Origin of the sequence: Gilliamella apicola (genome assembly GCF_000599985.1) — a bacterium.
Taxonomy (GTDB): Bacteria; Pseudomonadota; Gammaproteobacteria; order Enterobacterales; family Orbaceae; genus Gilliamella; species Gilliamella apicola.
In genome coordinates this window covers 736,015-759,095 of record NZ_CP007445.1, presented here as the reverse complement: position 1 = coordinate 759,095, position 23,081 = coordinate 736,015, and the positions used below count along the sequence as shown (strand labels likewise).

Genomic DNA, 23,081 nt, shown 5'->3' with positions numbered 1-23,081 from the left:
AATATCATCATGTCGCTAGATAAAAAACGTCAAACTTATCTACTTGGCTGGTTGAAACAGCATGCAAAAATGCATAAAGCAGATTTGCGTGCCTCTGCTTTAACTGGTTTTGCATTGACTTTATTGGTTATTATGCAAGCAGCTCTACTCGCTGTTATTTTACAAAAACTGATTATTGAGCAACAACATTTTGTCGATATTCTACCTTACTTTGGTTCACTTATTATTATTTTATTAGGTAGAGCACTATTAATTTATGTGCGCGAAAAGATCAACTTTGCACTAGGAAAAAAGGTACGAAAGCAAATTCGCAATGACTTAATTAATCAACTTGAGGCTTATGGCCCTGCTTATTTAAATCAAAGTACTACCGGCGCTTGGAGTACGTTACTTATAGAACAAGTAGAAAATCTGCATGACTTTTTTGCTCGTTATCTCCCACAAATGCGTTTAGTCAGTATCGTCCCAATTTTAATTTGCATTGCTATTTTACCATTTAACTGGGCAGCAGCTGCTATCTTGTTATGTACTGCACCACTGATTCCAATCTTTATGATTTTAGTTGGTATGGGCGCAGCAGATATTAACCGTCGTCATTTTAAAGCTCTGGCATATTTAAGTGGTCATTTTTTGGATCGTTTAAAAGGACTTAATACCATCCGTCTATTTAATCAAGGAGAAAAACAAGCCAACGAAATTGCTCAAGCATCCGAAGATTTTCGCGTTAAAACCATGCAAGTATTAAAAATGGCTTTTTTATCCTCAGCTGTGTTGGAATTTTTTACGTCAATTTCAATTGCGATCGTAGCGGTATATTTTGGTTTTTCGTATTTAGGTGAATTTAATTTCGGTTCATATAATGCTACGGTGACCTTATTTGCAGGTTTTTTTACGTTAATTTTAGCGCCCGAATATTTTCAACCATTGCGCGATTTAGGAACTTACTACCATGCCAAAGCCGAAGCCATTGCAGCAGCGGACAATATTGAAGCTTTTTTAAGTAAAGATATCTTGTTAAATCAAGATCATCATGATGCTAGCCCAACTCAAATCAATCAACCATTACATACTATTGAAGCAAGTAATTTGATTGTACTGTCTAGCGAACAGCAACCCATTGTTGGACCATTATCATTCACCTTACAAGCACCTTTTAAATTAGCTTTAATCGGTAAAAGTGGTGAAGGTAAAACTTCGTTAATGCAAGTTTTGCTTGGTTTTTTACCTTATCAGGGTTCGTTGAAGATTAATGGGATCGAATTTAATCAATTAGATATTAGCCATTGGCAACAACAAATCAGTTGGATCGGACAGAGTCCTTATCTCATTAATGGCTCAGTGCGTGAAAATATTTTATTAGGAAAACCGAATGCTTCTGATGATGAGATTGAAACTGTAATTGCCAAAGCCCAATTGATGCCTGTTATTGATAAATTACCTAAAGGATTAGATACCCCAGTAGGTGAAGACGCAGTGCGTTTGTCAGTCGGACAAGCACAACGTGTGGCAATCGCACGAGCAATGCTAAAACCATGTCAGTTACTCATTCTTGATGAGCCTACGGCAAGCTTAGATAGACAAACCATGCAAAATATAGATCAACAACATATTGCACCAAATACAATTACCATAACCCATCAAACCGATGATATGCACATTTATAACCAAGTTTGGCAGTTGGTAGACGGTCATTTACATTGTGGTAGTAAGGAGGATGATTTATGTTAGCCATATTACGTCCTTACATCGCACTATATAAACACTATTTTTGGCAGATTTTGTGTGGTCTATCTTTAGCGCTTTTGACTCTTTTTACTAGCGTATTTTTACTCTCCTTATCGGGTTGGTTTCTGGCTTCAACGGCTGTTATTGGGGTTGCTGGCTTATATACTTTTAACTATATGTTACCGGCAGCGGGAGTGCGTGCGGCAGCAATTACTCGCACAGCAGCACGCTATATGGAACGCTTGGTGGATCATAATACGACATTTAAGATCTTGGCCTATTTAAGGACATTAGCTTTTCGTAAGATTTTACCACTGAGTGCCAATCAGTTAGCTCAATATCAAAGAGCCGATTTACTTAACCGATTTATTGTTGATATTGATGCGCTGGATCATCTTTATCTCAAACTGTTTTCGCCTATTGTGACTGCTTTGCTCACTATCGGTATAATCTTTATTGTACTAAGTAATATCAATTTACCGGTAGCACTCATTATCACTATTATTCTGACCCTTACTCTATTAGTCGTGCCTGTTATTTTTTACCAAGCTGGAAAAGAACTGGGCAAGAACTTAGCAAAGCAACAAAGTGAATATCGCTTATTACTGATCAATTATTTACAAGGACAAGCTGAACTTACTCTTTTCAATGCTCAATCACGCTATCGTCACAAACTGGATGAACTTGAAAAAAGTTGGCTTCGTAATCAACAGCAGCAATCAACTTTAATGGCACTTTCAAGTGCATTAGTATTATTGATCGCTGGCTTTTTAACTCTATTGGTTCTTTGGTTAATTACGCAATATACCCTTTCACCTATAGTTGCCTTATTTGTATTTGTGAGTCTTGCCAGTGCCGAAATTCTAGCGCCAATTCCTGGCGCATTTATCTTTTTAGGTCAAGTATTAACCTCCGCTACGCGCACAACAGCAATTTTTAATCAAACACCTGATATTAAATTTGTCTCGGAAAGCGAAAGCCAAAAAGTTGATTTAAGTTCAGCAACGCTACAATTTGAAAACATCAATTTTAGTTATCCCAATCAACCTTTCGCGGTATTAACAGATTTTTCGTTAACGGTTAATCAAGGGGAACATGTTGGATTAATTGGTAAAACTGGATGCGGTAAATCAACATTATTAAATCTCGTTAATCGCGCTTGGGAACCCACATCAGGCAATATCTATTTTAATGGCACACCATTGAATCAATTGGACGAAAAAACCTTACGACAGGCGATTGCAATGGTGCCACAAGTTATTGCAATTTTTAGTGACACCTTAAGGCAAAACTTGTTGATAGGAAACCCACAAGCCACTGAGCAGCAACTTATTGAAGTATTAAAACAAGTTGAACTTGAAAAATTGTTAAATACAGATCAAGGTTTAAATTTGCCAATCGGCCAAGGTGGTCGCGCTTTATCGGGTGGGGAAATTCGTCGTATCGGTATTGCCAGAGCTTTACTGCACAACTCTCCACTCATTTTGATGGATGAACCAACAGAAAGTCTTGATCAGCAGACCGAGCAACAAATTATTCAATTGATTAAACAAACTTGTAAAAATAAAACACTAATTATGGTTACCCATCGTTTAACGGATAATCCATTATTCGATAGAGTAATTTCCCTTAATAGTTGAATTGATGAAATAATTTCTACTCAAACGTATAGTGAATCTGAAACTTCTTGACAAAATATACAATGTCAATGTTATCTTCGCCGTTATTTTTAAAAAATATGATATACTGATGCTTTAATTTTTTATGATAGAGAGATTATTTTGCTACAGTCGTTACAAGATTTTATTATCGATAAGATTGATGATTTAAAAGGCAAAGACATTGTTACCTTAGATGTGCGTGGTAAATCAAGCATTACCGATTATATGATTGTCTGTACGGGCACTTCAAACCGTCATGTCTCATCCATTGCTGGGCATTTACTTGATGAAGCGAAAAAACATGGTCACCTTGTTTTAGGTAGCGAGGGGAAAAATGATGCAGATTGGATAGTGGTTGATATGGATTCAGTCATTGTACATATTATGCAAGAAGAAACCCGTCAACTTTACGAACTCGAAAAACTTTGGAGTTAGTGGCGTGAAGATACAGCTTATCGCTGTTGGCAACAAAATGCCAAGTTGGGTTACCACCGCTTTTGAAGATTATCGTTCGCGCTTCCCTAAAGATATGCCACTAGAACTTATCGAAATTCCAGCCGGAAAACGAACTAAAAATGCTGATATTGCCCGAATTTTAGATAAAGAAGGCGAACAAATGTTAGCAAATTGTGGTAAAGGAAACTGCATTATCACATTAGATATTCCAGGTAAACCCTACACTACACATAATTTAGCTCAACAATTAGAACGTTGGAAAACTGATGGCCGTGATGTGAGTTTGCTAATTGGAGGACCGGAAGGCTTATCTCCTGCTTGTAAAGCGGCGGCAGAGCAGAGCTGGTCACTATCACCTCTTACGCTTCCTCATCCTTTAGTGCGTGTTATTGTCGCAGAAAGCCTTTACCGAGCATGGAGCTTAACCACTAACCATCCTTATCATCGTGAATAAATAAATTAGGTAAACAAAGTAAAATGAGCGCAATTATTTTAGATTTGCAAATAGCTACAGACGATAACCAAAATTTGCCAACTGAAGAACAAATTATACAATGGTTAAACGTAATTTTGCCTCAATTTATGGATAATGCTGAAATCACTATCCGAATTGTGGATGAGCAAGAAAGCCAACAGCTAAATAATACATACCGCCACAAAGATAAACCCACGAATGTACTCTCTTTTCCATTTGAATCACCAATTGAAATTGAGGTACCTCTGTTAGGTGATTTAATCATTTGCAAGCAAGTGGTGGAAAGCGAAGCGAAGGAACAACATAAATCGTTAACTTCTCATTGGGCACATATGATCGTGCATGGTTGTTTGCATCTACTGGGATATGATCATATTCTTGACGAAGAAGCCGAAGAAATGGAAAATATCGAAATTGATATAATGCAGCAGTTAGGATTTGATAATCCATATCAACCCATTGACGAATAAACGTGTTTAGTTATCATCATGGATGATAACTAAATCGAAGTAAAAATAATTAAATACAATAAATTAGTAAAGGAAAAAGCAAATGAGCGATGATAATCCCCGGAGATCCAAAAAAGGATTTGCCTTATGGTTAAGTCAGTTATTTCATTCAGAACCTAAAGATAAAGAAGAACTGATTGAAGTTATACGCGAAGCTGAAGAAAACGAACTTATCGATCCTGACACACTTGATATGATTGAAGGTGTCATGGATATAGCCGAACAGCGTATTCGCGATATTATGATCCCCCGCTCACAAATTGTTACTATCAAAGACAATTATTCACTTGATCAATGTTTAGATATTATTTCTGAACATGGTCACTCTCGTTATCCTGTGATTAGTGAAGATAGAGACCATATTGAAGGTGTGTTACTAGCTAAAGATTTACTCATATTTATCCGCCAAGGTATTGACGATTTCGATTTAAAAACGATATTACGACCAACGGTAATTGTGCCTGAAAGTAAACGCGTTGATCATATGTTAAAAGAGTTTCGTATGCAACGTTACCATATGGCAATAGCGATTGATGAATTTGGTGGCGTATCAGGTCTAGTCACGATCGAAGATATTTTAGAACTTATTGTAGGTGATATTGAAGATGAATATGATGAAGTTGAAGATCGGGATGTTCGTCGCTTATCTCCTTTGGTTTACACCGTACGTGCGCTCACACCAGTAGAAGATTTTAACGAAATTTTTGCGACACATTTTAGTGATGACGAAATGGATACGATTGGCGGCTTAGTAATGCAACATTTTGGGCGCCTACCTTTACGTGGTGAAAGTATTATCATTGACGGTTACCAATTTAAAGTAACTATTGCCGATAAAAGACGTATCATCCAACTGCATGTAACCATTCCTGAAGGTGCTGCAGTACCTAATTTAGAGTTATCCTAACATGCTCAAATATCTGCTATTAAGCTTTATTTGTGGTTGCATAGCTGTTTTCAGTTATGCTCCTTTTCATATTTGGCCTTTAGCATTTATCTCTTTTGCTGGACTATTATGGCTTATTGCCAATAAAACTAAAAAGCAAGCAATGTTATTAGGATTGACTTGGGGGATTGGTTATTTTATTTCAGGAGTCCATTGGGTTTATATCAGTATTAAACAATACGGGGAACTACCTACACCTATTGCTATGGTGATTTTAGGCTTTCTTATCTTATATTTGTCACTGTACCCAATGTTATTTGCTTTTTTACTTAGAATTGCAGATCGTTTAGTACCTCAATTTTCATTCAAACAATTAGCGTTAGCAGCCCCTATATTATGGCAATGTACTGAATTTTTACGAGGTTACATTTTGACGGGGTTTGCCTGGCTACAACTCGGTTATAGCCAACTTGATAGCCCATTGCGAGCCTATTTTCCTCTAGTTGGGATTGATGGTGTTAATTTACTAACCTGTTTTTTATCTGGATTAGCCATTTACATTTTATATGCAATCAAGCAACACCAACCCAAAAAGCACGTGCTTGGTGCAATGATTGCACTATTAACGATCCTTATTGCACCAATATCATTCAAAGATAAAAATTGGACTTACGTTGATCATCGCCGTATAGCCAATTTTTCATTAATTCAGGGTAATATTCCACAAACTTTAAGGTGGAGCAGTGAACAGCTAAACAACACTTTAGAGACTTATTATCAACTTACCCAACAAAATTTTGGTAAAGACAAAATTATAATATGGTCAGAAGCCAGCATTACAGATTTTGAAACCAACCAACAACCTTTTTTATATTATTTAGATAACCAAGCGAGAGCTAATGATTCTGAAATTGCCGTTGGTATCATTGATTATCGTTTTAATGAACCTGATAATCGAAATAAAGGTAATATCTATAACTCTTTAATTGTATTGGGCGAAAAAGAACCCTATCAATATCCAACAATTCATCGTTATCAAAAACATCATTTAGTACCATTTGGTGAATTTACACCATTTGAAGCTTTACTTGAACCGATTACTGAACTACTCAATATTCCAATGTCTTCGATGAAAGCTGGCGATGAAAAACAACCCCAATTAACCATGAAAGGGTTTAAATTCACAACCGCTATCTGTTACGAAGTAATTTTGTCCGATCTTATCTGGCAAAACTTTAAACCTGATACTGATTTTTTACTTACAGTCTCTAATGATGCTTGGTTTGGTGATAGCATTGGTCCAAAACAACATTTGCAAATGGCACAAGCCAGAGCATTAGAATTTGGTCGTCCATTAATTCGCAGCACTAATAATGGTATTACCGCAATAATTAATCAGCAAGGCAGAATTATAAAACAGATTCCAGCATTTACCACCGGTGTTTTAACTGATAGTCTGTCACCAACTACTGGACTAACTCCTTATGCTAAATGGGGAAATAAACCTTATCTAATGTTCATAATATTAATGTCTATCCCAATATTTATAAAAAAACGTTGGTAATATACGATAGTGGCATAAATATTGCTTAAATATATCTAGTTTCAATTAAAATCGTGTGCAGAAATAATTGCTTATAAAGCATAATTATAGCTACGCATTTGGCGCCAATGATATATAAATAAACAGTAAAAAGTACTTTTATGCTAAAAAATAAGTTATAATATACACCCTTTGTAAAAATATTAAATAAATTTAATATGATACAAATCAAACAGTAGGAGATGAGTATGAACAAAAAGACAAAATTAACCAAATTAGTTTTATCACTTGCAATGTTAGGCCTAATGACCGGTTCAGCAGTAGCAGAAGAGCTTACTGGCACGTTAGCTAAAATTAAAGAAAGTGGTGTTATTGTTGTTGGTCATCGTGAATCTTCTATTCCATTTTCCTACTATGGTGATAAGCAAGAAGTGATTGGCTACTCACAAGATTATTCTAATCTAATCGTAGAAGCAGTAAAAAAAGAGTTAAACATACCTGACCTTAAAGTAAAATATTTACCTGTTACTTCTAAGACACGTATTCAACTTCTTAACAACTATACTTACGATTTTGAATGTGGTTCAACTACTAACAATCTTGAACGTCAAAAAACAGTTGGTTTTTCAGACAGCATCTTTATTGTAGGTACGCGCTTTTTAGTTAAAGCGGATAGTAATATCAATAGTATTCAAGATTTAAAAGGCAAAAATGTAGTAACAACTGCGGGTACTACTTCTGAAATCCGTTTAAATCAAATCAACAATAAAGAAAATTTAGGTATCCGGATCATTACTCCAAAAGATCATGGTGATGCATTTAATGCACTTGAAACTGGTCGTGCTGCTGCATTTTTAATGGATGATGCTTTATTGGCTGGTGAACGCTCACGTGCAATTAATCCTGCTGAGTGGAAAATTGTTGGTGAACCTTTATCTTATGAATCTTACGGTTGTATGTTAAGAAAGGATGACACTCAATTTAAACAACTAATGGATAACACCATTGCTGAAGCCCAAAAATCAGGAAAAGCATTAGAATTTTACAATAAATGGTTCACTCAACCTGTACCACCAAAAGGTGCAAATATGGAACTTGAAATTTCTCCGAAAATGGTTGAGCTTTTTGCAAACCCTAATGATAAAGCATTAGATTAATACTTTTCTTATCTTTCTAATCCATGTACTAAATGCCATTGCATTTAGTACATAATCTAAATTAGTGAATTAAATATATTATGAGTTTTAATTGGACACTATTTTTTGAGCCCACCCCTTATGGTGATGGGATTTATTTAAATTGGCTGTTAGATGGCATCTTTGTGACCGTGTCATTAGCCGTCACAGCATGGATCATCGCCTTTGTACTAGGTTCATTGGTCGGTATCTGTAGAACGCTTGACAACAAATTTATAAGCAAGTTTGCGTCAGGTTATATTCAGCTATTTCGTAATATCCCCCTACTTGTACAAATGTTTTTATGGTATATGCTATTTCCTGAAATTCTAATTGGTAGCTTAAAAACGTGGTTTGTATCTGGTTTATCACCAAATATTAGTTCATTCATCATAGCCGCAACTGCTTTAGGATTGTTTACATCTGCACGAATTGCCGAGCAAGTAAGAACAGGTATTCAAACTTTACCTAAAGGCCAAAGATATGCAGCAATCGCACTTGGTTTAACTAATCGTCAAGCATATACATACATTTTATTACCGAATGCTTATCGTCGAATTATTCCACCATTAACATCAGAAATGACTAATATTATTAAAAACTCATCTGTTGCTTCAACAATTGGGTTAATAGATTTAATAGGACAGATTGATCGCATTAATGAATCAACCAATAGTATTGTCGAAATTTTGTGTGGTGTAACGATTGCCTTTATGCTAATAAATTATGCTGTACTCACTATTATGCGTATTGTTGAAAAACATACTCGGTTACCTAACATGAATCATGGAGGATAAAATGCAGCTTTTTGATTGGATTGCAAATATACCTTCATTGGTATTTGATAATTATCATTTACTATTAAGTGGTTTATGGTTAACAACAAAAATTACCCTTAATGCTGTCATTTTTGGTATTGTTTGGGGCACTATGCTTGCGTTAATGCGCTTATCAAATAATAAATTACTTAATATTTTTGCTAAATGTTATGTAAATTTATTTCGTTCCATTCCACTATTATTAGTGCTGTTATGGTTCTATTTAGCATTGCCACAAGTTATTAAATATATATTTAATTTACCACCTTATGCGGATGTACGTATTGTTTCGGCAATGATCGCTTTTGCTCTTTTTGAAGCGGCCTATTATTCAGAAATCATTCGTGCTGGTATCAATGCTGTGAACAAAGGCCAATATCATGCTGCTTATGCTTTAGGAATGACTAAAGGCCAAGCCATGCGCTTAATTATCTTACCTCAAGCATTTCGGTCTATGGTGCCATTATTACTAACGCAAGGTATTATCTTATTCCAAGATACTTCGTTAGTTTATGTAATGAGTTTAATTGACCTTTTCGGTGCAAGCGTAACTCAAATTGGTAATGTTCAAGGCGGTACTGTTAAATATTCAATGATTATTTTTGCAGCAGCAAGTTATTTTGTAATTTGTTTTACTGCTTCACAGTTAGTTAATTATTTTAAGAAAGGGATAAATCGATGATCTCCTTAGAAAATATATCAAAATGGTATGGACAATTTCAAGTTTTAAAAAACTGCACAACAAGAGTAGGTAAAGGTGAGGTTGTCGTTGTTTGTGGCCCTTCAGGTTCAGGTAAATCAACATTAATCAAAACCGTTAATGGATTAGAACCAGTACAACAAGGTAAAATCATTATTGAAGGTACAGAAATAACCGATCCCGCAACTAATTTAGCGAAATTACGATCAAAAGTGGGGATGGTGTTCCAACATTTTGAACTTTTTCCTCATTTGACCATTTTAAAAAATTTAACGCTTGCCCAAATCAAAGTATTAGGTCGAGCGGATGAAGAGGCTCGTGAAAAAGCCCTTAACCTATTAGAACGTGTGGGTTTACTTGCTCATGCTGATAAATACCCTTCACAGCTTTCTGGAGGTCAACAGCAACGTGTTGCGATTGCTCGGGCACTTTGTATGGATCCTATTGTTATGCTATTTGATGAACCAACCTCAGCACTTGATCCAGAAATGGTTAATGAAGTACTTGATGTAATGGTTGAACTTGCTTATGAAGGCATGACAATGATGGTAGTTACTCACGAAATGGGCTTTGCGCGAAAAGTTGCACACCGTGTTATCTTTATGGATAGAGGTGAAATTATTGAAGATACTTCAAAAGAACAATTCTTCACTAATCCACAATCAGATCGTGCTAAAGACTTCTTAGCTAAAATTATTCATTAATATCAATTACAGGGCGATATGCCCTGTATCTTCTTATTGTCTCTTTAATTTTATCTTTAATAATTAATAAAATAATCGGTCTGCCAACCTTTATTAATGTAACTTCATCAATTATTAAGTAATAAATTGACTAAACCACTGTGCCTTTGTGTTTGAGATTTTATTGCTTGTTGCAGAACTTGGTCAGTTGCAGAAATTGAAACCGTTTTTTTAGCGCGAGTGATGGCTGTATAAAGTAATGAACGGTTGAGCAATGGTGAGTAGTCCGTTGGCAAAATAATATTTACATGATCAAATTCTGAACCTTGTGATTTATGAATCGTCATAGCATAAGCTGTTTCATGCTCCGGTAATCGGAAAGGAGAAAACCCTTTTATCGAACCGTCAGCAAGTGGGAAATAGACTCGTAATTTTGAATGATCATGCTGTGCCCTTAAAGTAATACCAATATCACCATTATAAAGTCCTAACGAAATGCTATTGCGTAAAATCATAATCGGACGACCAACGTACCAAGCTTCACTAGTTTTAAGATGAATGAGTTTTTTTTCGGCCAATAACAACTCGATTTGCTTATTTAAACCACTGACACCAAACTGTCCTTCACGTACTGCGCATAACAATCGATATTGAGCAAATTTTTCTAAAATTGCTGCAGTATCATCAAAGCAGTGTTGATTTATTGCATTTAGATAATGCTTATATTGATTCACACTATCATGTAAAACAGCGTGGTAAGATTCCTGAGATGAAAGTTCTTGATACTTAATATCACTCAGTGAAGTATTGTTTAATAACTGTTTAACAATACTTGATTTGCCATCTTTCACAGCATTAGCAAGCAAACCGATACCCGATGATTTATCAAACCGATAACTCTTTTGTAATAAGCAAATACTGTCAGTTATACTAGCTTTTTGCTCTGAAATTGGCACGCTATAACCCGTCAATTGGCTTAGTTCTTTAGCTCGTGATTTGCTGTATCCATTAGTAATAAATGCACATAAATCACCAAATACAGCACCGGCTTCGACCGATGAAAGTTGATCTTTATCACCAAGTAAAATTAAACGTGACGAGGATGGTAATGCATCTATTACCCTCGCCATCATATTTAAATCCACCATTGATGCTTCGTCTATTACCAACACATCTAAGTTAAGTGGATTATCTTTATCATAGGTGAAAGAGCGATTATCTGCTTTGGCACCCAACAAACGGTGCAAGGTAATTGATTCAGTATTAATATTTAAATTTGATAAGGAAAGCTGTTCGATTGCTCGACTTAATGATTCGGTTAATCTTGACGCCGCTTTACCTGTGGGTGCGGATGTAACCAATCGGGCTTTAGGATTAGTTTGCCTAATTGCAGCTAGAATTTTGGCAACCGTTGTAGTTTTACCCGTTCCTGGCCCACCAGAAATAATGGCTACTTTACGGGTTAATGCGACTGCCACGGCAACTTTTTGCCAATCTATAGGTTCTTCGTTATTGCTAAAAAGCTGATTAAGAATCACTTTTAAATCAATTAAGTAATTTGATTCTTGGACAAGTGTTGTATGATTAAAATATTGAGCCACATTGACTTCATCACACCACATACGCTGAAAATAGAGTTTATTTTGGGTAAAAATCAGTGGTGACAGTTTTGTGCCATCACTCACAACGTGTTTACTTTCAGCTTGTTCAAGTATGGCTTGCCAAGCTTGTACATTCGGCGCCTGCAAATCCTGCCATAATTGGGGTTCAATGAATTGTTGATCTAAATTATTCAGATCAAGGCAGACATGACCTGCCCTCACCTCTTTACTAAGTGATAATACTAAAAAACTAAAACGTTTAGCTGTTATATCATCATTTAGCTCTGCTTTATTGGTTAAAAAAAGAGCCAAATGAATATCAAGCAAACTGATTTGGTTATTTTGTTTAAATTGGGTTAACCATTCTATTAACATGTAATGTTTTCTATTAATAACTTATAATCCCATTATATCGTTAACTTTATCTTTTGGATAAGTGAGTTTGAAGCTTAAATTAAGTTTTTTGGTTTCATTAGGATTTAAATCAAAATTCCATGTAACTAATCCTGTTTTTTTATCATAATTTGCACCAGTATACTTAATATCATCAAGCTTTATAGTTTTATTGTTAATCACTGGGATCTGATCATAGACAACTAAATTTATTGGCATCGACTTGCCATTTTTTACATCAATCGTATAGGCATATCTTTGTGAAATATCATCACCCATTGCTAAAGGTTTTAAGGTTTGACTATTATCTCGATAGCGTGAAATTGAAATATTCCTATCTTTACCTAAATAAAGATCTAGAGTCTCTTTAGCAAATTTTGTATTAATAAAGCTTTTACCTATATATTTACCATTAAAAAATATTGATGATTGGCCGGGTAATAAATTAAGTTTATCCCAATCTACAATTTGTGCTTCCAAATAAACGCTATTATCGATTTTTGGTGTTGCCACATAATGGTATTGGGCTTTGACTTCTTTATTTTGTATTGTTAATAAGTCACTTTGATTGTTTGTTTTAATGGTATATGGCAAATTAACTTCAAACTGAGTATTCACACCCAACTCATTAGGAAAATCTTCATCCGATGGTTTTCTTGATCTTGATTCTTTTTCACTTTTTTCATCATAATCACTCTTAGAAAAAAAGAACCCACCTTCATCTGATAAAGTGTTAATATGCCATGTCCATAATTCAGAAGATTTTAGGCTTTCTCTAGGTTGTGAAGTTGATAAACTAAAATTTATATCTTGCCAATCTATACCACTATTTTGGTAAATATCCGCTTTATAGGTTAATTGTAATGGAGAGTCAATATCCTTAACCTGAATATCATAAACAGGTTTCCAACCTGCTTTATTGGTTATATAAGAAAGCGTAACGGGTAATGTAATATCATTTTGGGCATGTACTTTTACGATAACAGCGCTAACTAAAGCCTCTTTAGCCTGCTTTTGTTTGTCGATTTTAGTTTGGCATTCAGTTATCTGAAAGGTTAATTGTTCAATTTCTTGTTGTAATTGATATTGTTCATCTAATGCAACAACCAAATTAGTTTTGATAAAATCCATCACTTTTTTTAATTGAGCTAAATCATCATTATCAATTTTAGTTAATTTTTCTAAACGATTGCCTTTCAAAAGTTCAATTTGCTCATTTACAGCCTTTAACTGAACTATAGTTGTATTAAGTTTATTTTGTAATTGTAACAATTGTTGATCTAACAAATTAATTTCACTACTATTTTCATTAATTTTTGGATACTTTTCATCTAATGATACAGATAAAATTTTTACATTACTTTTAACATCAAATCCAACGTTTATGGAGTCTGGTTTAATACCATCGGCAATTCCAGTTAACACTATTTCACTTTCACCTTTTTTTAGTGATACCGTTGCTTGACCTTGTAATTCGGCGCCTTGTAAGAATAAAGTCACTTTATCTAAAGTGATATTATTATCAGCAAAAACACTACTTGAAACTAATGCCATTAAAAGAGCTATTTTTTGAACTTTCATACTATCCCTTTATAACAATTATACAGTTTAATTATTTGATTATATTAATTTTGTAAACATGAATATATCGCATTTCGATCCATGATCGCTGTGTTGAAAGAGTATTGACTATTTCTGTTTAAATTTCCATAAAATTTAATGCGGTTTTAAATAAAAAAATTAATTTCGTTTTATATATTGAACATTTTATTAAAAAATTGTATATTTTGTTAAAAATAGAAAACAAACATAGGAAAAAACCATGAGTAGCTTCAGTTATTTAAAAAAAGCAATTAAACGAAAAAGTTTATCATTGCAAACCGTCGCCGATGCTTGTCAAATGACTAAAGGTTATTTAAGTCAACTCATTAACGATAAAATCAAAAACCCAAGTGCACAAAAATTACAATCACTTCACCAATATTTACAGATTGAACAACCAACCAAAGATAAAAAAGTAGGTGTAATATTTGGTAAATTCTATCCATTACACACTGGGCATATTCACCTTATTCAACGCGCAATTAGTCAAGTCGATGAGTTATATGTGATTCTTTGTTCTGATACAGAACGTGATATGGCGTTATTTGAAGAAAGTGCTATGTCCCGACAACCGACCATTAATGATCGAATTCGTTGGCTTTTACAAACTTTTAAATATCAAAAAAACATTCACATTGAATTATTAGAAGAAGATGGCATACCTTCCTATCCAAATGGTTGGTTACAATGGAGTGAACGAGTCAAAAAGCTGTTTAAAACAAAAGGTATTGAACCTGATTACGTTTATTCAAGCGAACCTCAAGACGTGACCATGTACAAAGAGTTATTTAATTTAAAAACGATACTTATCGATCCTCAAAGAGAATTTATGCATGTTAGTGGTACCCAAATTCGCAAAGCACCACTCAAAAATTGGCAGTATATCCCAACTGAAGTTAGGCCATTCTTTGTTAGAACTGTGGCGATTTTGGGCGGAGAATCAAGCGGTAAATCAACTTTAGTCAATAAATTAGCCAATGTATTTAATACTACCAGTGCTTGGGAATATGGTCGAGATTACGTCTTTTCTCAATTAGGCGGAGATGAACGAGCATTACAATATGCAGATTACGATAAAATTGCGCTAGGTCATGCACAATATATTGATTTTGCAATAAAACATGCTAATAAAGTCTCATTTATTGATACTGATTTCGTCACAACCCAAGCTTTCTGTAAAAAATATGAAGGTAAAGAACATCCATTTTTACAAGCAATGATTAACAACTATCGTTTTGATCTAGTTATTTTACTTGGCAACAATACACCTTGGGTAGCAGACGGTTTACGTCATTTGGGCAGTCCTAAACAGCGTAAAGACTTTCAACAGTTGCTCATCTCAATTTTAGAAAAAAATAACATTAACTATATTCAAATAGATTCACCAAATTATGAAGAACGTTATTTATGTTGTATTGATTTAGTCAATCAACTTATCAACAATGAAGAGTATTAATTATGAATAAATTAAATCAACTTATAATATTTATTGGACGAAATAAATTCTATCCACTTTTTTGCATAATATGTGTAACATTAGCTTTTTTATACACTGATCCATTTAGTCAATTTAATCTTCGTTACACCATTTCCTATATTGGTGCTTTTTGTGGATTGATCTGTGTAATATTATTGGCCAAACGTAAAAATATGGGAAATGTAATGGGTATGTTAGCAAACGTTGCTGAATGCTTTGCTAACTTTCTTAATGGTAATATTGGTGCTGGTTTACCAAGTATTTGCTATTTTGGTACCCACATTTATGGCTTAATTAATTGGCAAAAAAACCAAGATAACAATAAAAATGTTAAATCCCGCACCTTGAGTGAAAGTAATTTTTTATGTGCAATTATCATTCTCATTGCGGCAGTATTTTTAAATATTTACATCACCGAATCCCTTGAAGTCAACAATAGTAGTTATCAACTTATAACTAACTGCTTTATCTTTGGATTAGGGATTGTTGCCCAGTTATTATTGATGATGCGTTATTCGTTTAATTGGTATTTTTGGGTGATATTAAATGTGTTGGTAATTAGCCTTAATATCTATACAGATAACATCGTTATTGCTGCACAATATTTAATTTATCTATTTAATGCAATTTATGGCATTTGTGAGTGGAGAAATTCCGAACAAAAGCAATAAATATGTTTGTCAAAAAGTTTGAGATAATGCATACGTTTCAATAACAAAATTATCCATGTAAACAACGTGGATAATTTTATGTCGATTTGCTGATATTTAAAAATTTAACAATCTAAATACCCAATTCAGACAGCAATCGAAATTTTTTAATGAATTAATTATTACTTCTATAATCATTGCAATAAAGGCAGGAACACAGACGTATATAGAAGATAATATTTAGTGAAAAATTAGCAAAATCTAATTACTAATAAGTTGTTTGTGTTATTAAAAAATAAAACAACCAGCAATTTAAGATTAGGCAAAAAATACTAAGTATTAAATCTTAAGTATTAACGAATTCATTAAATTTATCAATTTATAAGAGCTTTGTTATTCAGTATCACCTTTAACAAGGGGGACAAATTTAACTTCTTCGACATTTTTTACAATAAAGCCTTCACCACTGCGTTTTATTAATTGAAGAACCTGATTGTCTTCATCACCGACAGGAATGACTAAGCGACCTTTATTTGCTAACTGATCTAAAAGACTTTGTGGTACTTGTGTTGCGGCAGCCGTAACAATAATACCATCAAATGGACCGCGTTCTGGCCATCCTAACCAACCATCTCCATGTCGAGTAGAGATATTGTGAATGTCTAATTGTTTTAAACGACGTTTAGTATTCCACTGTAGACTTTTAATTCTTTCAACCGAACAAACGTGGTTAACTAATTTAGCTAAAATTGCCGTTTGATAACCTGAACCGGTACCAATTTCAAGCACTTTTGAGTCAGGTTCTAAATGTAATAACTCGGTCATTTTTGCAACAATATAAGGCTGTGAAATGGTTTGTCCACTGCCTATTGGTAAAGAACAATTATCATAAGCCTGATGAGATAATGCCTCGTCGATAAAGCGTTCGCGAGGTATAGAGGCAAAAGCAGTTAGGACACGCTCATCTTTGATTCCCTTCTGACGCAATAATTTAATTAGAGACTGCATTTTTAAACTTTGCATATTTATTACTCATTTCCTATTATCAATTCACGTATCACACTTGTGGCATAACATCCCGATGGTAAATAAAAACTCATAGTAAGGCAATCATTATTCAGCCATTGCCAGCTAATTTCCGAAGGATATACAACTATCGAGCGTCTTGCAGTTTCAATACGCTCTTTTTTTACTAATTCAAGAAAAGTCGTCCAATTTTGTAAACAATTTTGCTCAAATTCAAGTGCTTCAGACATTGTTCCAAGTGCTGAATCACCCAGCATTGGTGCAGTAATTGTAATTTCACGATTTTCTAAACGATGTTGCAATGACGGTAGTTCATCTGTTTTTGCAACAAACCAACTTCCGCGTCCGGCAAGTTGTAATATATCACCATCAACGACGGTTTGATGCAAATTTCGTGCAATTCGTTGACTGATAATATCATTAAAAATCGCACTACGTGCTGCTGATAGGTAAAAACTGCGTTTTTTTCGATCTTTAACGGAAATCTCACCATTTGCCCATTTGATAGCCTGAGTAATATTATTTTGTTCACGACCAAAACGCTGTTCACCAAAATAATTTGGTACACCATTTTCTTTGATTAATGCTAATTTAGCCTCAAGCCCTGATTTATCACTTATCATTTTCAACGTGATATCAAAATAATTACCTTTCAAAGCGCCTATTTTTAATTTTTTATTATGCCGTGTAATCTTTAAAATTTCACACCCATCTAAATTAAAATTCGAAAAATCAGGTGTAACTTGACCAGGAAGATGTAGACTAAACCACTGACGAGTGACCGCTTGGCGATCTTTTAATCCTGCATAACTGACTAACTTGGCTGAAATACCGACATATTTAGCTAACTGTTCTGCAACAAAAATGGTATTACAATCACGCTTTTGAAGATAAATAAAGACGTGTTCGCCATCACCTGTTAGCTCAAATCCAAGATTTTCAGTAACAATAAAATCTTCATATTGCTGTTTATATAGTCCTGTGATTGTTGGTTTTCCATAAAAATAATTCAGTTCTGTTAACACGAATGTGACCTATTTTTTTATTTAATTGACTTTAGATATTTTAGTAAGTAATACGACTGCTTCGCAAGCTATCCCCTCTTTACGCCCAGTAAAACCTAATTGTTCTGTAGTGGTTGCTTTAACACTAATTTGATCAAAATGGACATTAAGATCTTCAGCAATATTAACTCGCATTTGATCAACATACCCACGCATTTTAGGTTCTTGGGCAATAATGGTCGTATCTAAATTGACAAGTTCATAGCCTTTGTTTTGGATAATGCTATAAACTTTTCTTAATAATATTCGACTATCAATTCCTTTATACTGAGGATCGTTATCAGGGAAAAGTTTACCAATATCTCCCAACGCCAATGCACCAATTAACGCATCAGTTATAGCATGTAATACTACATCTCCATCGGAATGAGCAACCAACCCATATTGATAAGGGATTTTAACTCCTCCAAGGGTAATGGGGCCTTCTCCTCCAAATTTATGAACATCAAATCCATGACCTATCCGCATAGTTCTACCTATTTTATTTATGTAGTTAAATAAAAAGTCGCCAAAGCAAGATCCTCTGATCGAGTAATCTTTATATTATCACGGCGACACTCAACTAATAATGGATGCCCACCACAATATTCAATAGCAGAAGCTTCATCAGTAATAGTCATATGATTATCTAGAGCCTGCTGCAGGCATGATTTTAACTCATTTGCTTTAAATAACTGTGGCGTCACTGCAGCCCATAAATAGTTTCTATCTTCGGAGCATTCAATAATATTATCATTATTTTTATAAGAACGTTTTATGGTATCACTAACACGAGTAGCTAAAATACCGCCTTTTTGTGCATTGAGTACAATATCAATTAATTGTGTTATATCATCATGGCAAACACAAGGTCTTGCTGCATCATGCACCAACGCCCATTGATTATCATTTAATAAATGTAAACCCGCTAATACCGACTCAGCACGGGTTTCTCCGCCTATAGTAACTTTTATCTTATCATGCAAAGCAACTTCAAGCGTTTTAAATATTACATCTTCGCGATTAATAACGACAATAACCTGTGTTATTTTAGGATGAGATAGTAGCTTATTTAAAGTATGTTCAATGACCGTCATGGAGCCAATTTTCAAATATTGTTTTGGTATTTGATTATTCATACGACAACCAAAACCAGCTGCTGGAACAATTGCGACAATATTACTGGTATTATTCACGTTATGCCTTATTGAGATTGCGGGTTAGGATCTTTAATAATTCGATAGAAATACTCATTCGGTTTTACCATACCTAAATGGCTACGGGCACGCTCTTCTATCGCTTCAGAACCACGTTGCAAATTATTAATTTCGGCAAACATCTGTTCATTGCGATCCTTTAATTGTGCATTTTGCTCATGAAGATCAGCTAATACTTGTAGATTATCTCGATAATCATAAACATTATTTTTGCCATACCATAGCGAGTATTGCAAATAACCTAGCACAATAAGTAGTATTAAAGGCAATTTCCATCTAATCATGAGATTATTCTATTCGCTTATTTAGATACATTTAACGGGTTTTGGTAAGCCTGCAAGTTTTGTTGCTTGTTTAGCAGGACCATCTGGAAATAACTTATATAAATAACGACTGTTACCCTTTTCTACACCAAATTTTTTTTCCATCGCTTTAACTAACGCTCTAATCGCTGGCGACGTCTTATACTCTAAATAAAAATCACGAACAAATAAAATCACTTCCCAATGCGCATCAGTTAATTCGATAGACTCCTTTTGTGCCATTAAAGGAACCAAATCAACAGTCCAATCCTGCCAATTTTTTAAATAGCCATTATCATCAGTTTGTATTTGCTCTAACATTTTTGTAAACACGAATTTTTATTTGCACCATATTATACGCATTAAAATAAATTCCAACACTATTTTGATAGTAAAAGCGCCATATTTACACTAATCATAACTGAATTTGATGAAATTTAAAGCAAACAATCAAAAAACACAAAATACCTATTTACAAATAAGTAAGTCTACTTTAATATGCACAGCCATTGCGGAAGTGTGGCTGAGCGGTTGAAAGCACCGGTCTTGAAAACCGGCGAGGGGCGACCCTCCCAGAGTTCGAATCTCTGCGCTTCCGCCATTTATTTTTGTGGCGGATTCCACAGCAATCCAGAGAAATTCATTTTAAACTTTGTCATCAAGGGTTTAAGTGAATTTTTTTTTGCTTTCATTTTTATTCCATACTCATCCAAAGTAATTCATTTCTATCTACACTTAGAACGTCCAATGAAAAATACTCTAACTGTTTTGTATTTTTTATTAAATACACCTATCTCGTTCTACATAATTCAACGCATTAAAAAAATGTTGGGGAATTATTCATGGCAAGGCTAATTGAACGTTATGCCGAATTAGTTAAAAAATTTCCTGCTTCAGAGAGTCATCATGCGTATTTGGAGGGAATGCTTGAACATGAACTAGAAATCATGGCATATGCATTAAATCAATCTGTCAAAGAATGATAGTCAGGTAGAGCAGGAATCCATTACTGATAATGTTGCACAAGAAATGACAACCTTATTTACAGAACAAAATGCACCCGATATACCCCATGAAATTGACACATTAAAAACACCTAACAATTCACCGTCAGCCGATAGTTTAGAATCGGTATTTGATTTACTTGAAATGAATGGCGAGGATGAACAATTGGAATCAGCAGATACAGCAAGTCAATTGTTTATTACTGAAATCAACCACAGTGAGCCCAAATTAATCATCATAGCCAGCTAACTAATCCTTTGAATGATTATTGATCAATGTTTCATGAACCAACTGAACCAACTGAACCAACAAACAGTTTGATTGAATTTACCGATAAGGAATAGAAAACAATGCAACAAATAGATGAAATAACACCTTCTGGTGAATATTTTATGAAGTGATTAAAAGAAGCTATCTTAATGCAAAATCTCATCATCAACGAATCACAAACACAAATTCATACGGTGGATGATACGATTTTTATTGTTACACCAGGTATTTTTATGCGTTACGTGATGGAGTTTCCTAAAGTACAACAGATTGCTAAAACTGAAAAAACACCTGCCTAGCGATATATGCAAAAAGCGTTTGAAAAGCTTAGATATCATAAACGTAAAGATGATGGTTACAGCATTTGGACATGTGCGGTAGAAGGCCCCAAAAGCACTAAAAAAGTATATAGTTATCTCTTTAATGACCCGATAATACTCATTCCTGACATTGTTTATAACAATCCTTATTTGAAAATCAAACTTCATAAGTGATATCACGCTATACCAACTCAATGATGTTGATTTTTTTATATTGAAGATAACGTATTAAAATTTGATAACTATCTCGACTAAAACGGGGGAGAGGTCCGCTAGGCATATCATGCAAATGAGTGACAGAACCCAAATAACGCCATTGATTGATAATATGAAATGCTTTACATTCATAACGCGGATCTTCCTCAACAATAGCAATCGCTGATTGCCAAGGCCAAGCTATTAACGCATAGTGTTCAAATGCCTGAATTAGGCGTTGATTGTGACTTGCTATTGTCTCATCGCCACAACACGCTCCACGGCAGCGTTTCAACTGATAATTAAAACAGCAGCCACGATGGGTTGATTCTAGACCAAGGACTTTAGTGCATAACTCATTTTTTTCAGCTAATTTTAGTAACCATTGTTTTGCTCTTATCTGTGATTGATACAACCCCACACTGATTTCATCGTCAGCAATATCATCCACACGGTATAAAATTGGCATGAAGTCATCATTTAACACCCATGAATAAAGATTTTGATGTTTTCTCAAACGCCGATTATAAATTGGTTGCCTTGATTTAATCTCTGCTGATTCGAGTAACAAAGCACCTAATTCCCCGGCAGTGCAAATAAAATCGATGTGCGCTGTTTGCTTAATTAACTCAGCGTGGCGCTTAGTTTCATCATGATTATAAAAATGCGACAAGACCCTTTTACGAATGTTTTTACTTTTGCCTATATACAGTAAAATATCATTCTTATCATAAAAATAATAAACACCCGGTCGCTCGGGTAGTGTATAACAACACTCAAGAATCATTATCTAACCTCTAACAACTCATCCCACCGCGTCGTATAATGGGGACTCAATAATTCACATTTAATCTGCCAAGGGGCTTGTTTTCTAACGCCACCTAATTGCAACGTTTTTTCCCCATCCTCTGATTGATAGCATCGATTGTCTGCATCAACGTATCACTTTTTTGCTACTGATTTAAAGAAAATCACCACTATTTTTATTATTATCGTAGTAAAAAAAGAATATGTATAAACATACAATATATAGTGCGAGCATCAATAGATTTTAGTGTAAAAAAATAGAAATAACATACACAACGGGCTTCATGTTGGATAAGAGCTAAATAAATCTATGATGATTCAAGTGATTAAAAGTGAATACTTAATCTTTATCATAACGAGAAGGCCAGATAGTTTGCAGGGGAATATCTAAAACTTTTGCTATACAAGATTCTAAATCTGTAAAATTTTTAATATTAATATGATTATCTCGTATCAATTGGTCAAGTCTGATCCCTTTTTGACTGAGTTCTGAGACTACTTTTCGTGATGTCCTGTCGTTGCTTCGCATGATAACCCCCATC

Annotated in this window: 24 protein-coding genes, 1 tRNA gene and 3 pseudogenes; 17 read left to right on the top strand and 11 right to left on the bottom strand. The window is 34.4% G+C overall.

Translation table 11 applies throughout. The features are described 5' to 3' along the window. The first annotated feature begins 9 nt into the window (after positions 1 to 9). The 11 genes from cydD to GAPWK_RS03435 all read left to right on the top strand — a co-directional run bounded on the left by cydD (position 10) and on the right by GAPWK_RS03435 (position 10,652). The gene (cydD, locus tag GAPWK_RS03485; protein ID WP_202961683.1) at positions 10 to 1,728 is read left to right on the top strand and encodes a heme ABC transporter permease/ATP-binding protein CydD; all 1,719 of its coding nucleotides are present in this window, start codon (positions 10 to 12) and stop codon (positions 1,726 to 1,728) included. Continuing rightward, complete coding sequence (cydC, locus tag GAPWK_RS03480; protein ID WP_080692416.1) at positions 1,722 to 3,365, top strand: heme ABC transporter ATP-binding protein/permease CydC; 1,644 nt, start codon at positions 1,722 to 1,724, stop codon at positions 3,363 to 3,365. Before cydD ends, cydC begins: the two co-directional genes overlap by 7 nt. A gap of 141 nt (positions 3,366 to 3,506) precedes the next feature. Then, positions 3,507 to 3,821: a ribosome silencing factor gene (rsfS, locus tag GAPWK_RS03475; protein WP_330981644.1), complete on the top strand. Its 315-nt coding sequence runs from the start codon at positions 3,507 to 3,509 to the stop codon at positions 3,819 to 3,821. A 4-nt stretch (positions 3,822 to 3,825) separates the two neighbouring features. Beyond that, positions 3,826 to 4,296 (top strand): 23S rRNA (pseudouridine(1915)-N(3))-methyltransferase RlmH, encoded by a 471-nt coding sequence (gene rlmH, locus GAPWK_RS03470; RefSeq protein ID WP_025314901.1) that lies wholly within the window; start codon positions 3,826 to 3,828, stop codon positions 4,294 to 4,296. 23 nt (positions 4,297 to 4,319) lie between these two features. After that, positions 4,320 to 4,787, top strand: a complete 468-nt coding sequence (gene ybeY / locus GAPWK_RS03465; protein WP_025314900.1) for an rRNA maturation RNase YbeY — start codon at positions 4,320 to 4,322, stop codon at positions 4,785 to 4,787. A gap of 82 nt (positions 4,788 to 4,869) precedes the next feature. Beyond that, positions 4,870 to 5,733 (top strand): CNNM family magnesium/cobalt transport protein CorC, encoded by an 864-nt coding sequence (gene corC, locus GAPWK_RS03460; RefSeq protein ID WP_025314899.1) that lies wholly within the window; start codon positions 4,870 to 4,872, stop codon positions 5,731 to 5,733. A 1-nt stretch (position 5,734) separates the two neighbouring features. Further along, positions 5,735 to 7,276 (top strand): apolipoprotein N-acyltransferase, encoded by a 1,542-nt coding sequence (lnt, locus tag GAPWK_RS03455; protein WP_025314898.1) that lies wholly within the window; start codon positions 5,735 to 5,737, stop codon positions 7,274 to 7,276. Positions 7,277 to 7,503: 227 nt separating this feature from the next. After that, positions 7,504 to 8,412, top strand: coding sequence for a glutamate/aspartate ABC transporter substrate-binding protein (locus GAPWK_RS03450; RefSeq protein WP_025314897.1), 909 nt, complete (start codon positions 7,504 to 7,506; stop codon positions 8,410 to 8,412). A gap of 80 nt (positions 8,413 to 8,492) precedes the next feature. Beyond that, a complete protein-coding gene (locus tag GAPWK_RS03445) occupies positions 8,493 to 9,227 on the top strand; it encodes an amino acid ABC transporter permease (protein WP_025314896.1) in 735 nt (244 codons plus the stop codon). Between the two features lies 1 nt (position 9,228). Beyond that, positions 9,229 to 9,930 carry an ABC transporter permease subunit gene (locus GAPWK_RS03440; RefSeq protein ID WP_025314895.1) on the top strand — a complete coding sequence of 234 codons (702 nt, stop codon included), beginning with the start codon at positions 9,229 to 9,231 and terminating at the stop codon, positions 9,928 to 9,930. Next, positions 9,927 to 10,652, top strand: a complete 726-nt coding sequence (locus GAPWK_RS03435; protein ID WP_025314894.1) for an amino acid ABC transporter ATP-binding protein — start codon at positions 9,927 to 9,929, stop codon at positions 10,650 to 10,652. Before GAPWK_RS03440 ends, GAPWK_RS03435 begins: the two co-directional genes overlap by 4 nt. A 107-nt stretch (positions 10,653 to 10,759) precedes the next feature. On the opposite strand, the gene recD is transcribed toward GAPWK_RS03435, so the two are convergent. Together recD and GAPWK_RS03425 are read right to left on the bottom strand one after the other, a co-directional pair. Beyond that, complete coding sequence (gene recD, locus GAPWK_RS03430) at positions 10,760 to 12,607, bottom strand: exodeoxyribonuclease V subunit alpha (protein WP_025314893.1); 1,848 nt, start codon at positions 12,605 to 12,607, stop codon at positions 10,760 to 10,762. Positions 12,608 to 12,628: 21 nt separating this feature from the next. After that, a complete protein-coding gene (locus GAPWK_RS03425; RefSeq protein WP_025314892.1) occupies positions 12,629 to 14,206 on the bottom strand; it encodes a mucoidy inhibitor MuiA family protein in 1,578 nt (525 codons plus the stop codon). A 241-nt stretch (positions 14,207 to 14,447) separates the two neighbouring features. Here GAPWK_RS03425 and nadR point away from each other — a divergent pair, with 241 nt between their 5' ends. Then, positions 14,448 to 15,683: a multifunctional transcriptional regulator/nicotinamide-nucleotide adenylyltransferase/ribosylnicotinamide kinase NadR gene (nadR, locus tag GAPWK_RS03420; RefSeq protein ID WP_025314891.1), complete on the top strand. Its 1,236-nt coding sequence runs from the start codon at positions 14,448 to 14,450 to the stop codon at positions 15,681 to 15,683. A gap of 2 nt (positions 15,684 to 15,685) precedes the next feature. After that, on the top strand, positions 15,686 to 16,375 hold the full coding sequence (gene pnuC / locus GAPWK_RS03415; RefSeq protein ID WP_025314890.1) for a nicotinamide riboside transporter PnuC: 690 nt from the start codon (positions 15,686 to 15,688) through the stop codon (positions 16,373 to 16,375). A gap of 372 nt (positions 16,376 to 16,747) precedes the next feature. Here pnuC and GAPWK_RS03410 read toward each other — a convergent pair whose 3' ends face one another. The 6 genes from GAPWK_RS03410 to GAPWK_RS03385 are packed head-to-tail and all read right to left on the bottom strand — an operon-like array spanning position 16,748 to position 20,263. Further along, positions 16,748 to 17,377, bottom strand: a complete 630-nt coding sequence (locus tag GAPWK_RS03410) for a protein-L-isoaspartate(D-aspartate) O-methyltransferase (protein ID WP_025314889.1) — start codon at positions 17,375 to 17,377, stop codon at positions 16,748 to 16,750. A 5-nt stretch (positions 17,378 to 17,382) separates the two neighbouring features. Beyond that, entirely contained in the window at positions 17,383 to 18,405 is a 1,023-nt protein-coding gene (gene truD, locus GAPWK_RS03405; RefSeq protein WP_025314888.1) for a tRNA pseudouridine(13) synthase TruD, read from the bottom strand. Positions 18,406 to 18,426: 21 nt separating this feature from the next. Further along, positions 18,427 to 18,912, bottom strand: a complete 486-nt coding sequence (gene ispF, locus GAPWK_RS03400) for a 2-C-methyl-D-erythritol 2,4-cyclodiphosphate synthase (RefSeq protein ID WP_025314887.1) — start codon at positions 18,910 to 18,912, stop codon at positions 18,427 to 18,429. A 17-nt stretch (positions 18,913 to 18,929) separates the two neighbouring features. Continuing rightward, positions 18,930 to 19,631, bottom strand: a complete 702-nt coding sequence (ispD, locus tag GAPWK_RS03395) for a 2-C-methyl-D-erythritol 4-phosphate cytidylyltransferase (RefSeq protein WP_025314886.1) — start codon at positions 19,629 to 19,631, stop codon at positions 18,930 to 18,932. Then, the gene (gene ftsB, locus GAPWK_RS03390) at positions 19,628 to 19,924 is read right to left on the bottom strand and encodes a cell division protein FtsB (protein WP_025314885.1); all 297 of its coding nucleotides are present in this window, start codon (positions 19,922 to 19,924) and stop codon (positions 19,628 to 19,630) included. The genes ispD and ftsB overlap by 4 nt, the downstream gene beginning before the upstream one ends. A 21-nt stretch (positions 19,925 to 19,945) precedes the next feature. Further along, entirely contained in the window at positions 19,946 to 20,263 is a 318-nt protein-coding gene (locus GAPWK_RS03385) for a TusE/DsrC/DsvC family sulfur relay protein (protein ID WP_025314884.1), read from the bottom strand. A gap of 192 nt (positions 20,264 to 20,455) precedes the next feature. On the opposite strand from GAPWK_RS03385, the gene GAPWK_RS03380 reads away from it, so the two are divergent. From GAPWK_RS03380 to GAPWK_RS15180, 4 genes and pseudogenes are all read left to right on the top strand, one after another. After that, positions 20,456 to 20,543: transfer RNA gene (locus tag GAPWK_RS03380), tRNA-Ser, on the top strand. Between the two features lie 253 nt (positions 20,544 to 20,796). After that, positions 20,797 to 20,904: pseudogene (locus tag GAPWK_RS14440) on the top strand (TraI domain-containing protein); the annotation flags it as partial. Positions 20,905 to 20,971: 67 nt separating this feature from the next. Beyond that, positions 20,972 to 21,196, top strand: coding sequence for a hypothetical protein (locus GAPWK_RS03375; protein ID WP_025314883.1), 225 nt, complete (start codon positions 20,972 to 20,974; stop codon positions 21,194 to 21,196). Positions 21,197 to 21,360: 164 nt separating this feature from the next. Next, a pseudogene (locus GAPWK_RS15180) lies at positions 21,361 to 21,711 on the top strand (conjugal transfer nickase/helicase domain-containing protein). Positions 21,712 to 21,718: 7 nt separating this feature from the next. On the opposite strand, the gene GAPWK_RS03365 reads toward GAPWK_RS15180, so the two are convergent. From GAPWK_RS03365 to GAPWK_RS03360, 3 genes and pseudogenes are all read right to left on the bottom strand, one after another. Then, a complete protein-coding gene (locus GAPWK_RS03365) occupies positions 21,719 to 22,519 on the bottom strand; it encodes a GIY-YIG nuclease family protein (RefSeq protein WP_051516224.1) in 801 nt (266 codons plus the stop codon). After that, positions 22,519 to 22,667, bottom strand: a pseudogene (locus GAPWK_RS15480) (DUF4113 domain-containing protein). Before GAPWK_RS15480 ends, GAPWK_RS03365 begins: the two are co-directional and overlap by 1 nt. Positions 22,668 to 22,879: 212 nt before the next feature. Further along, the gene (locus GAPWK_RS03360; protein WP_158413571.1) at positions 22,880 to 23,068 is read right to left on the bottom strand and encodes a helix-turn-helix domain-containing protein; all 189 of its coding nucleotides are present in this window, start codon (positions 23,066 to 23,068) and stop codon (positions 22,880 to 22,882) included. Positions 23,069 to 23,081 lie beyond the last annotated feature (13 nt).

What these genes read in the sequence shown, in the direction of transcription:
- cydD (WP_202961683.1), top strand. Translation starts at nt 10, where the DNA reads ATGTCGCTAGATAAAAAACGTCAAACTTATCTACTTGGCTGGTTGAAA.
- cydC (WP_080692416.1), top strand. Translation starts at nt 1,722, where the DNA reads ATGTTAGCCATATTACGTCCTTACATCGCACTATATAAACACTATTTT.
- ybeY (WP_025314900.1), top strand. Translation starts at nt 4,320, where the DNA reads ATGAGCGCAATTATTTTAGATTTGCAAATAGCTACAGACGATAACCAA.
- corC (WP_025314899.1), top strand. Translation starts at nt 4,870, where the DNA reads ATGAGCGATGATAATCCCCGGAGATCCAAAAAAGGATTTGCCTTATGG.
- lnt (WP_025314898.1), top strand. Translation starts at nt 5,735, where the DNA reads ATGCTCAAATATCTGCTATTAAGCTTTATTTGTGGTTGCATAGCTGTT.
- GAPWK_RS03450 (WP_025314897.1), top strand. Translation starts at nt 7,504, where the DNA reads ATGAACAAAAAGACAAAATTAACCAAATTAGTTTTATCACTTGCAATG.
- GAPWK_RS03445 (WP_025314896.1), top strand. Translation starts at nt 8,493, where the DNA reads ATGAGTTTTAATTGGACACTATTTTTTGAGCCCACCCCTTATGGTGAT.
- GAPWK_RS03440 (WP_025314895.1), top strand. Translation starts at nt 9,229, where the DNA reads ATGCAGCTTTTTGATTGGATTGCAAATATACCTTCATTGGTATTTGAT.
- GAPWK_RS03435 (WP_025314894.1), top strand. Translation starts at nt 9,927, where the DNA reads ATGATCTCCTTAGAAAATATATCAAAATGGTATGGACAATTTCAAGTT.
- recD (WP_025314893.1), bottom strand. Translation starts at nt 12,607, where the DNA reads ATGTTAATAGAATGGTTAACCCAATTTAAACAAAATAACCAAATCAGT.
- GAPWK_RS03425 (WP_025314892.1), bottom strand. Translation starts at nt 14,206, where the DNA reads ATGAAAGTTCAAAAAATAGCTCTTTTAATGGCATTAGTTTCAAGTAGT.
- nadR (WP_025314891.1), top strand. Translation starts at nt 14,448, where the DNA reads ATGAGTAGCTTCAGTTATTTAAAAAAAGCAATTAAACGAAAAAGTTTA.
- pnuC (WP_025314890.1), top strand. Translation starts at nt 15,686, where the DNA reads ATGAATAAATTAAATCAACTTATAATATTTATTGGACGAAATAAATTC.
- GAPWK_RS03410 (WP_025314889.1), bottom strand. Translation starts at nt 17,377, where the DNA reads ATGCAAAGTTTAAAAATGCAGTCTCTAATTAAATTATTGCGTCAGAAG.
- ispF (WP_025314887.1), bottom strand. Translation starts at nt 18,912, where the DNA reads ATGCGGATAGGTCATGGATTTGATGTTCATAAATTTGGAGGAGAAGGC.
- ftsB (WP_025314885.1), bottom strand. Translation starts at nt 19,924, where the DNA reads ATGATTAGATGGAAATTGCCTTTAATACTACTTATTGTGCTAGGTTAT.
- GAPWK_RS03385 (WP_025314884.1), bottom strand. Translation starts at nt 20,263, where the DNA reads ATGTTAGAGCAAATACAAACTGATGATAATGGCTATTTAAAAAATTGG.
- GAPWK_RS03375 (WP_025314883.1), top strand. Translation starts at nt 20,972, where the DNA reads ATGACAACCTTATTTACAGAACAAAATGCACCCGATATACCCCATGAA.
- GAPWK_RS03365 (WP_051516224.1), bottom strand. Translation starts at nt 22,519, where the DNA reads ATGATTCTTGAGTGTTGTTATACACTACCCGAGCGACCGGGTGTTTAT.
- GAPWK_RS03360 (WP_158413571.1), bottom strand. Translation starts at nt 23,068, where the DNA reads ATGCGAAGCAACGACAGGACATCACGAAAAGTAGTCTCAGAACTCAGT.